Origin of the sequence: Vibrio sp. Isolate22 (assembly GCF_022398115.1) — a bacterium.
Taxonomy (GTDB): Bacteria; Pseudomonadota; Gammaproteobacteria; order Enterobacterales; family Vibrionaceae; genus Vibrio.
This window is the reverse complement of the sequence record NZ_JAKEUW010000007.1, coordinates 28,554-41,090: the sequence shown is the minus strand read 5'-3', so window position 1 is coordinate 41,090 and position 12,537 is coordinate 28,554. Positions and strand designations below refer to the sequence as shown.

Sequence of the window (12,537 nt, the reverse complement as noted above, 5' to 3'; positions counted from 1 at the left end):
AGTAGCCGGATTGCTGCGATAGAGACTTAACCCCGCTAGGCGAAAGCCTTGCGGGGTTTTCTTTTATCTGGAGTTTGGGTTTTCGGGATACTCAACACGCCCTAATAAGTTGAGTTATTGGTTGTCTACGTAGCTAATCGAGTTAATGAACCACTCTTTGTCGCCTTCCGGTGTTTTTACCGTAAACTCATCATCCACTTCTTTCTTAAGTAGAGCTCTAGCCATTGGCGAGTCGATAGAGATATAACCTTTAGCATCGCCGTAGATCTCTTCTGGACCGACAATTCGAAATTTCTTAATTTCTCCATCATCATTCTCGATTTCGACCCAAGCCCCGAAAAATACCTTACCTTCTTGTTGTGGTGAGTAATCAACGATTGTGACATCCGGTAGGAACTTTCTTAAGAAACGTACTCGGCGATCGATCTGACGAAGTAGACGCTTATTGAAGGTGTAATCTGCGTTTTCTGAGCGATCTCCAAGGCTTGCAGCCCAAGTGACTATTTTAGTAATTTCAGGGCGTTTCTCGTGCCACAAGTGGTCATGTTCGGCTTTGAGTTTGTTATAACCTTCTCGGGTGATAAGTTTGGTTTTCATAAATCTGACTTAATGAAATGATGATCTAAGATAGAATATATAGAAAGGCAACATACGTTAACAATTATTTAGGCGACTTTTTCTCCAATAATGTTACATTTTTAATGTCTTATACCAGGGCGTGTTGATCTTTCGAGCTGATTTTTGCAACGAATTGCTGGGTATTTATACAAGGCAGAGGCTTTGATGTGTAGCTAGCCTACATGAGAAGCCGATAACGCAGTAGAAATGACCAGCAAACGTTGCCCGAAGGGTTCGGCTAAAAGCGTTTTACTCGTTGTTGAGGGAGATTTGCTTAGAATGACTAGGCTACTTCCCCCTCGCCGCGATTAAAACGCTTTTATCTCGAACAAAATTTAACCACGAAAGGTCAACACGCCCTAATACAATTTACCAAGAATGCTTAACTTTAGGTTTGAGCTTTAATAGGTGGAACCATTACATGCAAGAAAACTACAAAATTTTAGTGGTCGATGACGATGCTCGTTTACGTGCTTTGTTAGAGCGCTATCTGTCAGAGCAAGGCTTTCAAGTGCGTAGCGTGGCAAACAGTGAGCAGATGGACCGCCTGTTAACCCGTGAAAATTTTCACTTGATGGTATTGGATTTAATGTTGCCGGGCGAAGACGGTCTATCGATCTGTCGTCGTCTAAGAAACGCAAACAACTCGCTGCCTATCCTGATGCTGACGGCAAAGGGTGATGAAGTGGACCGTATTGTTGGTTTGGAAGTTGGTGCTGATGACTACCTACCAAAACCATTCAACCCACGCGAACTGCTTGCTCGCATCAAAGCAGTATTACGTCGCCAAGTGATTGAAGCACCAGGCGCACCAAGTACAGAAGAGTCTGTGGTTGAGTTTGGTGAGTTTCGTTTGAACCTAGGTACACGTGAAATGTTCCGTGGCGAAGAGCCAATGCCGCTTACTTCGGGCGAATTTGCGGTACTTAAGTCACTAGTAACCAATGCACGTGAGCCAATGTCTCGCGATAAGCTGATGAACATGGCTCGTGGCCGTGAGTATTCAGCGATGGAACGTTCTATCGATGTTCAGATTTCACGTCTGCGTCGTCTAGTGGAAGAAGACCCAAGCAAACCTCGCTACATCCAAACGGTGTGGGGCTTAGGTTATGTCTTCGTTCCTGATGGTAAGGCTGTGTAATCTAGTATTAAAAGCTCGACAGCAGCTTTATTGATTCTGTGATTCAGAATTCTCTATTTACGGGCCATCTCATTGATATGTGATGGCCCGTTTTGTATTCAGCACAAGGGATTAGAGTTATAGTTTCTATTATGTTTCTGTTTCCCTAACTTCCATTTTAGGTCTTCTATGCGCATACGTAGCTCCTTTACTCAGTCGATAGTGCTTTTCTTAACGCTCTTGGTCGCTAGCCAAATCTTTTCTTACTACGCCGTGTTCAACTACGCTTTGATGCCAAGTTTGCAGCAGTTCAATAAGATATTGGCACACGAGTTAAACCTGGTATTGGACCAAGGCAATAATATTGAGATCGATGCACCACTGCGCCAGCGCGTGCTTGAGCAACTTGGAGTAACGGTCCATGCCAAGGACAGCGAAGCGGCCGGTGAGTATTACCACGCAGTGTCGATTGACCTGATGAGCGAAGAGATGACCAAAGAGTTAGGCTCTGAAACTGAGGTGCGGCTTATCTTGGGTAAAGAGAGTTATGTGCTGTGGATGGACATAGCACAGCTGCCAAACTCATTGATTAGAATTCCACTCTCTGAACTACAAGAAGAAGACTTTGCGCCACTATTTCGTAATAGCTTGATCATGGCGATGTTGATTGTCGCTGGTGGCTGGCTGTTTATCCGATTGCAAAACCGCCCGCTGATTGCGCTTGAGAAGGCCGCGCAAGGTGTCGGTCGTGGTGATATTCCACCGCCATTGCCAGTGCAAGGTGCGCAAGAGATTCGTTCAGTAACTCGTGCTTTCAACCAGATGTCGAAAGGCATTCAAGAATTGGAAGAAGACAGAGCTTTGTTAATGGCCGGTATCAGCCATGATTTACGCACTCCGTTAACGCGTATCCGTTTGGCCACCGAGATGATGTCACCAGAAGATGCCTATTTAGCGGAAGGCATTATCAGTGATACTGAAGAGTGTAATGAGATCATTAGCCAGTTTATGGACTACTTGAAGCCAGTCGATCGTGAATCATTCCAGGCGGTGTTTGTGGATGATATTGCACGCGAGGTATCAAGCTCTGAAGGTGGCTATGAGGTGCAGATTGAAACTGATATTCCGAATACCATGAAGCCTGCATTAGGCAACCCGATCGCGATGAAGCGTGCAGTGAGTAACTTGGTGGTGAATGCGCTGCGTTATGGCAATGGTTGGGTGAAAGTATCAACAGGTATGACAGCGGATAACAAACTGGCGTGGGTGACAGTAGAAGATAATGGCCCGGGTATCCCACAAGACCAGATCGGTAAGCTGTTTGAACCCTTCACTCGAGGCGATACTGCTCGTGGCAGTGAGGGAACAGGCTTAGGTTTGGCAATCGTGAAACGTATTGTCAGCCAACACCAAGGCGCGGTAGTAGTGAATAACCGCAGCGAAGGTGGCTTAAAAGCACAGATCAGTTTCCCGGTTAAGCCTTAGGCTTTATTTAGTTGTGGAGGAGCCTGAAAATAGATCCCCGACTCGGTCATTCTTCCCTCTCGAGGATGACGGTGTGATAAGTATTGAGGTTCATTAAGCACAAACGGTGTGCTTAACCTTGAAGCTATTTCTTACTACGTAGAGCTGACGCTAGAGAGAGGCGGGGATTAAGACTGGTGGTAAAATCTAAGTCGGACGATATCAATCCGCAACCTTTCGTCATTCCCTATCGTGAGGAACGAACGAGTAGGGAATCTCGGTCTATTAAAGTAACGTGTACTAAAAAAGGCTTCCTTGTGGAAGCCTTTTTACGTTGTAAGCGGGAATGTACGGGCTAATTACGCCTTCGAATACACATCACGTTCACCCAACCAGCGATTGATGATCGCTTTAGCATTGTCTGGATAGCTATCGTGAATATGGCGGGCGATACGCTGTACTTCAGGGATTAAACGTTGGTCTCGCACCAAGTCGGCAATCTTAAAGTCAGCCAAGCCTGTTTGTTTAGTACCAAGCAGTTCCCCGGGGCCACGGATCTCTAAGTCTCGCTGAGCAATCACAAAACCATCGTTACTTTCACGCAGTACACCTAAGCGCTTCTGAGCGGTTTTCGACAGTGGTGAGTGATACAGCAGTACACAGTGGCTTGCGACCGAACCACGGCCAACACGGCCTCGTAATTGGTGCAGTTGCGCTAGGCCAAGACGCTCTGGGTTCTCGATGATCATTAAGCTCGAATTCGGTACGTCCACACCCACTTCAATCACGGTTGTGGCAACCAATAGGTGCAGTTTGTTCTCTTTGAACTCCTGCATTACGGCTTGTTTCTCGGCAGGTTTCATTCGGCCGTGTACTAAACCAATTTTCACATCAGGCAGTTTGCGTTGCAGCTCTTCTGCAGTGTCCGCAGCAGCTTGCGCCTCCAATACTTCTGACTCATCAATCAGTGTACACACCCAATAGGCTTGCTTGCCCTCATTGAGGCAGGCATTACGTACGCGCTCAACAATGTCATCACGCTTGGTATCTGGGATGGCGACGGTTTGGATGGGGGTTCTCCCCGGCGGCAGTTCATCAATTATTGAGGTTTCGAGATCGGCATGGGCCGTCATGGCTAGCGTTCGTGGAATTGGCGTTGCCGTCATCACTAATTGGTGAGGGTAATAGCCCTGCTTAGCGCCTTTCTCACGCAGCTCTAGTCGCTGGTGGACACCAAATCGGTGTTGCTCATCAATGATGACGAGACCAAGGTTTTTGAACTCGACGTGTTCTTGGAAGAGAGCATGAGTACCCACCACCATTTGCGCTTCGCCGCTGGCAATGCGTGCCAGCTCAGTCTCACGAGCTTTACCTTTGAGTTTGCCTGCCAACCAACCGACTTGAATGCCCATGGCTTCAAACCAATTGGCGAAGTTGATCGCGTGCTGTTCTGCTAATAGTTCGGTTGGTGCCATCAAAGCGACTTGCTGACCATGTTCCAGTGCGCGAACGGCCGCTAGTGCTGCAACCAAGGTTTTACCTGAACCAACATCGCCTTGTACTAAGCGCATCATTGGGTGCGGCTTTTCTAAGTCAGTTTCAATCTCTTGGGTTACGCGTGTTTGAGCATTGGTTGGCGAGAATGGTAGCTGAGCCAGTAGTTTATCTTTGAGTGTATTCACTGGAGGAAGCGGCATCGCTTTATCTTGCTGTCCTTTACTGCGGACCGACAGCATCGATAGGTTTTGAGCCAGTAGTTCTTCCATAATTAAGCGCAGCTGTGCAGGGTGTTTACCTTCATCAAACAACTCGAGGTCGATCCCTGGAGGTGGTCTGTGAATGGTGTGCAGTGCTTGTGCTAGGGTGATTTGATGATCGTATAAGCCAGATGGTAGCAGTTCATTGACGGCTGCTTTGTCGATCAGTTCTAACGCTTGGTCGGTTAGGTTACGTAGCGTGACTTGTCTCAGCCCTTCAGTGGTTGGGTACACCGGAGTTAGGTTAGCTTCCACGTCTGGTTGCTGTCTTGGAGTAAAGAATTTGTAATCCGGGTGGACGATCTCAAGCCCCATATTGCCACGCTTGATTTCACCATAAGCATGGACTTGTTTGCCCTCGGCAAAGTTGTTCTTCATACCTGCGGTGAAGTTGAAAAAGCGCAGCGTAATGGTGCCATTACCGTCACTGATCTTTACCGCCAACATCTTACGTTTACCGAAAATGGTATCCACGCTCATCACTTTGCCTTGGACTGCGGCCCAGATTCCAGCGTGCAGTTTAATGATCGGATAGATACGAGTTCTATCTTCATAGCGCAGAGGGAGGTGAAACAGCAGGTCTTGCACATTGTTAAGTCCAACCTTTTCCAGTTTCTCTGCGACTTTAGCGCCGACTCCAGATAAAGAGTTGAGAGGGATAGCAGATAAAAGCTGTGACATAACAAGGCTCATAAACGTAAGAGTGATGATCTATTCAAGCATTTTACTGGATTTTTGTACAGGATAAAGCGAAAGAGCAGATGAGGAGCAGATACGGGATGCGGGTAAACGAGATTCGAACGGGTAAGAGCTAGTGCGGGATACGGGTAAACGGGATACGAAAAGACTAAGAGCGAGTACGGGATGTATGTAAATGGGATATGAGAGAAATAGGGCAGTACAAAAAACTAAAGCAGACTCGAAATACGAAAAGTTGAGTGGTGAAAAGCTTTTGCTCTTCGCATCTCGAGACTCGTATCTCTCATCTGCTTTATCTACCGAGATTCGAAAAAACTAAAAGCAGATGTGGAGCCAAGATAGTGAGTCACGAAGTCTTTTTCTCTTCGCATCTCGCCATCTCGAATCCCTCATCTTTACTTTGATCAGTTCTTACGGCGTCTTACTTTGAGCGCGTGTGGCATTACACGTAGCTTCTTCATGATGCTCGCAAGGTGAACACGATCTTTGGTTGTCAGCAAGATAGTCACTGTGTACAAGCGTCCATCACGTTCTTCGGTTGAAATACCGTGAATGTTTGAGCCTGTTTTCGAGATAACGTTAGTTAACTCAGCCAGTGCACCTTGGTGGTTCTGCAGATCAACCTGTAGTTCAGCTGTGAACTCTTGGTCGTAATCGTCAGACCATTCAACCGCCATGTACTTGTCTGGTTCTTTTTGGTAACCACGAACGTTTGGACACGTTTCACGGTGAACCACAAGGCCACGACCTGGAGATACATGGGCAATGATGTGATCATCTGGAATCGGGTGACAACAGTTAGCGAACGTTAGCAGTAGACCTTCAGCACCACGGATCGGAAGTTTCTTCCTAGGTGTGTCGCTGTTGTTTTCCACTTCAGTCAGTTCGTCAGCATCACCAAGCAGGCGACGAGCAATAACGATACTCATCAGCTCACCAAGACCAATTGATGCGAGCAAGTCTTCAACGTTATCTAGGCGTAAGTCTGACAACACATGCTCAAGGTTCTCTTGGCCGATATCGGCAATAGAGTGTTCACCAAGTGCGTGATTCAGTAGACGACGACCTAGCGTAATAGACTCTTCACGGCGCATGGTTTTCAGAACCTGACGGATCTTAGTACGCGCACGAGATGTCACTACGTAGTTGAGCCATGCTGCATTCGGACGTGCGCCCGGAGCACTGATGATCTCAATGGTTTGGCCGTTCTTCAGCGATTTGCTGAGTGGGTAAGGGTTCATGTCTACACGAGCACCTACACACATGTTGCCGACATCGGTATGTACCGCGTAAGCAAAATCGACCGCTGTTGCGCCCGCAGGAAGTTCGACAATGCGACCCTTCGGCGTGAACACGAAGATCTCATCTGGGAACAGATCAGACTTAACGTTTTCAATGAATTCGAATGAGTTACCTGCGCTTTGTTGTAGTTCAAGTAAGCTCTGCATCCAACGTTGTGCTTTAACCTGTGCGGTTGTGCCATTACTGCTGCGTGAGCCGTTGCCTTTGTAAGACCAGTGCGCCGCGACACCTTTGTCTGCCATTTGATCCATATCTTCAGTACGGATCTGAACTTCAACTGGCACCCCGTGAGGGCCGATCATTGATGTATGCAGAGATTGGTAGCCGTTGGCTTTTGGTACCGCGATGTAATCTTTCATGCGGCCAGGACGAGGCTTGTACAGGCTGTGTGCCTGACCAAGTACGCGATAACAAGTATCTGGGGTATCAACCACCACGCGGAAAGCGTAGATGTCCATAATGGTGTGGAAACGCTGCTCTTTGGTTTTCATCTTGTTATAGATGGAGAACAGGTTCTTTTCACGACCAAGTACGCGAGCAGGTAAGCCAACTTCTTCAAGGCGGCCTTCAATTTCGCTATGGATACGTTGAATCATCTCCTTACGGTTACCACGCGCAGCTTTCACTACGTTTTTCAGTACGCGATAACGATTAGGGTAGAGGGCTTCGAAGCCCAGCTCTTCTAGTTCGGTCTTGATGTTATGAATACCAAGACGGTGAGCTAGTGGAGAATAGATTTCTAGGGTTTCACGAGCAATACGGCGCTTTTTGTCAGGGCGAAGTGCCCCAAGCGTACGCATGTTGTGAGTACGGTCAGCTAATTTGATCAAGATAACGCGGATGTCTTGCACCATGGCGAGAACCATCTTACGGAAGTTCTCTGCTTGCGCTTCTTTGCGATCACGAAATTTAAGCTTATCCAGCTTAGATACACCATCTACCAATTCAGCAACGGTATTGCCAAATTTTTCCTCTAGATCTTTTTTCGTGACATCACAGTCTTCAATCACGTCATGAAGTAGAGCAGCTTGTAGGGTTTCGATATCCAGACGCATTTCTGCCAGGATTCTTGAAACAGCTACAGGGTGGATAATGTATGGTTCACCGCTTGAGCGGGTTTGCCCTTCATGGGCGTCTCTCGCTACCACATAAGATTGACGCAGAGCCTCAATTTGAGGCTCTGTTAGGTATTCTTGGGCAACGTCTTTGAGGCTATCGAATAGATACAAATTAAAGGCCCGGAAGGTTAATTAGTTCGAATGACGTTCTTATCGAGTGTGAGCGATGCTGCTTACTGCTGCAAGTTCAGCCGCTTCTTGCTCTTGTTGCTCTTGACGTTCACGAGCATCTAGTACGTCTTTAGTGATAAGACCTTCTTCGATTTCGCGAAGAGCGATAACCGTTGGCTTATCGTTCTCTTCAGGCACTAGTGAATCTTTACCGCCAGTTTGCATTTGACGTGCGCGGCGAGCCGCAATAAGAACTAGGTCGAAACGGTTGCCAACTTTTTCAACAGCGTCTTGAACAGTTACGCGTGCCATGAGGACTCCAAATAGTAATTAACTAATAAATTTTTGATGACGAGAAAGTATACAAGTTTAACTAGAGACTTTCTAGATCACCGTATACTTATCTCAATGGAAAATCTAGCCTTGCTAGCTTATTCCGCCAGTAGAGCAGTAAGCATGCCGCTGTATTTTGCTGCTTGCTTATCTTCTTTTAAGCGCTCCGCACGAATGATAGCTCTGAAGTCCATTAGGGCTGCATCAAAGTCATCATTCACGATCACGTAGTCATACTCATTATAATGAGAGATTTCTGACTTCGCTTCGCTCATGCGTTTCGCAATAACTTCTTCGCTGTCTTGACCACGAACGTTTAGACGACGCTCTAGCTCACCATTTGATGGTGGAAGAATGAATACACTCTTCGCTTGAGGCATCTGTTCACGGATCTGACGAGCACCTTGCCAGTCGATATCTAGGAATACATCGATACCGCGGTCGAGGTTTTCTTCAATCCAAACGCGTGAAGTACCGTAGTAGTTGCCGAATACTTCAGCGTACTCTAGGAATTCATTCTTCTTGATGAGGTCTTCGAAGTGATGCTTCTCTACGAAGTGGTAGTGAACACCATTTTCTTCACCAGGGCGCATACCGCGAGTGGTGTGTGAAACAGATACCTTCATTGCGTAGGTTGGATTGGTTTCTAGCATTGCTGAGATCAAGCTCGACTTACCTGCGCCACTAGGTGCAGATACGATGTAAAGAGTACCTTTGCCCATCTGTATATTTCCACTGTTGGTTGGATTGAGTGAAGGCGATAAACCGACACTATAAAAGATAGCACTGACCTTAATTACGTTCCGGTAATTGCGCGTATAGAGCGGCAACTGGTGAAAATTAGGTCAGAAAAATGGAGGCGAAGAGTAGCATATTTAGATGATTGAGAACAACTGGCTTGATCGTTATTTATTGGCGAATGATCTTCTCAAAGATCGTTCTAGAAATGTAATCACTCATCAACTGCACTTTTTTATGTGATCTCGACAAAATTTGTTGAAGTTTTAATCTCAATCCTTACAATCCGCGCAAACGATTAAATGCTGTATATGTTTGATGAAATGGATCAAATGTTTCTACTACCGAGCCTATCTTGGTGACTACAGTTTTTAGTGTAGAGACCTCTCTATTCTCACAGCATTTGAATCCCCAAATTCTTAATTTATTGCAAAGGTTTTGTTGTGAGTACCGATTCCACCCTGAAAGCCCAGAACACCTCTGGTTCGCTTGATTCAATGTTTAAAATCACTGAAAGAAAGACCACGATTGGCACTGAGCTGTATGCAGGTTTCATTACTTTCTTGGCAATGAGCTACATTCTGGCGGTTAACCCAGCGATTTTGGGTGGTATCCCGGGTATGGATAAAGGTGCGGTATTTACTGCAACGGCTTTGGCTGCGGCTATCTCGACGCTAATTATGGGCATCTGGGGTAATTACCCTGTGATGCTAGCACCGGGCATGAGCATGAACGGTTTCTTCAAAGGCCTGCTGTTAAGTGGTTCTGTTGCCGTGCTTTGGAATGAAGCGCTATTTGGTATCTTCCTTTCTGGTATTTTGTACCTTGCGTTCTCTCTGACCAATATTCGTAAATCGATGATTGAATCGATCCCTGAGGACTTAAAGTTGGCGATTACGGTATCGCTCGGTTTGTTCATCGCTTTCTTAGGCCTTAAGAATGCGGGCATCATCGTTTCTAATCCGTTTGTATTGGTTGGCTTAGGTGATATCTCAGACCCACAAGTGATCATTGCTTACATCAGTATCTTTATTGCACTTGGCTGTATGGTTCGTGATATCAAGCTAGCGACATTTATCTCATTCGTATCAGCGATTGCACTGACAATCCTAGCTGACGTGTTCATGGGTACATCAAATGCGCCAATCCCAGAGCAGCTAGTGGCGATGCCACCGAGTATGGCAGGTAGCTTCGGCGCTATCTTCGACTTCTCTGCGTTTACTGCTGAGAAAATGTTCGACCTATTGTTCATTGTACTTATCTTCCTGATTGTCGACTTCTTTGATGGTTTGAGCACGATTGTCGGTGTTGGCCGTGATGCCGGTATCATCGATAAAGATGGTAAGGTACCAAATGCGAAGTCTGCTCTAGTGGCAGATGCGGGTGGTACGGTGATTGGTTCGATTCTTGGTACTACATCGATTACTGCTTTCTCTGAGTCGGGTATTGCCTCTTCTCAAGGTGCGAAGACAGGTTTGGCGGCAGTGATGGTTGCTGGCTTGTTCCTAATCTCGCTATTCCTGTACCCAATCTTCTCTATCTTCTCGGCAGCTATGGTTGCACCAGCAATGGTCGTGGTAGGTATCTACATGGTCGGTCGCCTTGGTCAGATCAACTGGGAGAAGAAAGAGTCACGAATTGCAGCCTTCTTCACCATCATGTTCACGGTACTAAGCTTCTCACCTGCAAACGGCATGGCGATGGGCTTTATCAGCTACGCATTCACTATGGTTGTCGCAGGTAAGGGGAAAGAAGTTCACCCGTTAATCTATGGCCTGTGTGTGGTGTTCCTAACCTACCTGATTCTGCTTTAAGGCTAATCGGCCGAGTTAAGCTGAGACAAAGAATGAATAAATGGCTCTGCAGTGAATGTGGGGCCATTTTTGTATCTGCTTCAACAAAAGGTGTTCCATTGATGGTGTTCTCCGATAGAGGAGGAGCGACTTATATTGAGGCATGCTATTGTAGAGATTGGATTAATTATTTTTGAAGAGTGACTATGCCTTCTCATTTACCCAAATCTTTCAGTAAGCCTTTCTTAAAGGTTTTCCATATTCTTGAAGCGGTGCTGCTGGTGGCGATTACCCTTGCAACACTGTTTGCGATGCTTGAGGAGTTCATGCACGTCTTCACAGAGCGCAGAGTACAACTGACCGATATTCTGCTGATGTTCATCTATCTCGAAGTGTTGGCCATGGTTCAGCAGTTTGTGATGAACGGTAAGATCCCTGTGCGATATCCAATCTACATCGCGATGATGGCGATTGCTCGCTACATTACTCTGGGAATGAAGGAACTCGATGCGGTTCTGATCGTTTGGTTATCTCTAGCGGCATTTATTTTGGCGGCCGCAACCTTGCTGATTCGAGTTGGTCATCACTACTGGCCGTATGTCGATCTTCGAACCAAGCAACCAGACGAGTAAACCGTCGACTTATAAGTCACTTAAGAGCCCAGCCATGTCGCTGGGTTTTTTATTATCTTTGCAGTGTCAAAAATATACCAGTGAGTCTATTTGACATTTAATTATATGATGTCTTAATGACTCTTTTGTTTGTATTTTCCTTGATGTATAAGGATTTTTGCTCTGGCATGAATGTTGATTGGTGAGTATTAGACTCATATAAGGAACACGCTATGCATTTTGAAAGCACTCATTACAAACCTGAAATATTCTCCGAAAAGGTTGCGCTTCTTGTTACTCGACTTCTCAAAAAAACGCTTAACCTGTTTTATGGAAAACATTTAGCCAAACGTGCGATGTTGTTGGAAACCATTGCGGCTGTACCAGGCATGGTCGCAGGTGTATTTAACCACCTTAAAGCATTACGTCGTATGAAAGATGATGGCGGTTGGATCAAAGAGCTATTGGATGAAGCAGACAATGAACGGATGCATTTGATGATTTTCCTGACCGTTACCAAGCCGTCCGTTATAGAACGCATCTTAGTGATGTTACTGCAGTTCATCTTTCTCATCATCTACGGCGTTATCTACCTAGTTTCATCTAAAACAGCGCATAGGATTGTCGGCTACTTTGAAGAGGAAGCCTGTAACAGTTATTCAGAGTACATATCCAAAATTGAAGAGGGGGCTCTACCTAACCATCCTGCGCCAGAAATCGCGATTACCTATTATCGCCTACCTGAAGGCGCAACATTCTTAGATGTACTTTTCCGTATCAGAGAGGATGAAGCTAAGCATCGCGACAAGAATCACGACATTGCTAATCTCTACAAAACGAAAGACTTACCTGAGCATCAATGCTAATTCAAAG

Annotated in this window: 10 protein-coding genes and 1 riboswitch; of the genes, 5 read left to right on the top strand and 5 right to left on the bottom strand. The window is 46.1% G+C overall.

Going from position 1 to position 12,537, the window contains the following annotated elements; genetic code table 11:
• Positions 1-114 precede the first annotated feature (114 nt).
• Positions 115-597, bottom strand: coding sequence for a transcription elongation factor GreB (greB, locus tag L1D55_RS06435; RefSeq protein WP_239916905.1), 483 nt, complete (start codon positions 595-597; stop codon positions 115-117).
• A 442-nt stretch (positions 598-1,039) separates the two neighbouring features.
• Between greB and ompR the strand changes: the two genes are divergently transcribed.
• Entirely contained in the window at positions 1,040-1,759 is a 720-nt protein-coding gene (gene ompR, locus L1D55_RS06430) for a two-component system response regulator OmpR (protein ID WP_008218409.1), read from the top strand.
• A gap of 168 nt (positions 1,760-1,927) precedes the next feature.
• Complete coding sequence (envZ, locus tag L1D55_RS06425) at positions 1,928-3,223, top strand: two-component system sensor histidine kinase EnvZ (RefSeq protein WP_239916904.1); 1,296 nt, start codon at positions 1,928-1,930, stop codon at positions 3,221-3,223.
• A gap of 338 nt (positions 3,224-3,561) precedes the next feature.
• Here envZ and recG read toward each other — a convergent pair whose 3' ends face one another.
• From recG to gmk, 4 genes are all read right to left on the bottom strand, one after another.
• Positions 3,562-5,640: an ATP-dependent DNA helicase RecG gene (recG, locus tag L1D55_RS06420; protein ID WP_239916903.1), complete on the bottom strand. Its 2,079-nt coding sequence runs from the start codon at positions 5,638-5,640 to the stop codon at positions 3,562-3,564.
• Between the two features lie 422 nt (positions 5,641-6,062).
• Positions 6,063-8,189 (bottom strand): bifunctional GTP diphosphokinase/guanosine-3',5'-bis pyrophosphate 3'-pyrophosphohydrolase, encoded by a 2,127-nt coding sequence (gene spoT / locus L1D55_RS06415; protein ID WP_239916902.1) that lies wholly within the window; start codon positions 8,187-8,189, stop codon positions 6,063-6,065.
• Positions 8,190-8,228: 39 nt separating this feature from the next.
• Positions 8,229-8,501, bottom strand: a complete 273-nt coding sequence (rpoZ, locus tag L1D55_RS06410; protein ID WP_009848003.1) for a DNA-directed RNA polymerase subunit omega — start codon at positions 8,499-8,501, stop codon at positions 8,229-8,231.
• 119 nt (positions 8,502-8,620) lie between these two features.
• The gene (gene gmk / locus L1D55_RS06405) at positions 8,621-9,244 is read right to left on the bottom strand and encodes a guanylate kinase (protein ID WP_008224466.1); all 624 of its coding nucleotides are present in this window, start codon (positions 9,242-9,244) and stop codon (positions 8,621-8,623) included.
• Between the two features lie 301 nt (positions 9,245-9,545).
• A riboswitch (purine riboswitch) is annotated at positions 9,546-9,645 on the top strand.
• A gap of 58 nt (positions 9,646-9,703) precedes the next feature.
• On the opposite strand from gmk, the gene L1D55_RS06400 reads away from it, so the two are divergent.
• The 3 genes from L1D55_RS06400 to L1D55_RS06390 all read left to right on the top strand — a co-directional run bounded on the left by L1D55_RS06400 (position 9,704) and on the right by L1D55_RS06390 (position 12,530).
• Positions 9,704-11,074 (top strand): NCS2 family permease, encoded by a 1,371-nt coding sequence (locus tag L1D55_RS06400; RefSeq protein ID WP_239916901.1) that lies wholly within the window; start codon positions 9,704-9,706, stop codon positions 11,072-11,074.
• Between the two features lie 185 nt (positions 11,075-11,259).
• Complete coding sequence (locus L1D55_RS06395; RefSeq protein WP_008224461.1) at positions 11,260-11,685, top strand: phosphate-starvation-inducible PsiE family protein; 426 nt, start codon at positions 11,260-11,262, stop codon at positions 11,683-11,685.
• A 212-nt stretch (positions 11,686-11,897) separates the two neighbouring features.
• Positions 11,898-12,530: an alternative oxidase gene (locus L1D55_RS06390; RefSeq protein WP_239916900.1), complete on the top strand. Its 633-nt coding sequence runs from the start codon at positions 11,898-11,900 to the stop codon at positions 12,528-12,530.
• Positions 12,531-12,537: the final 7 nt, after the last annotated feature.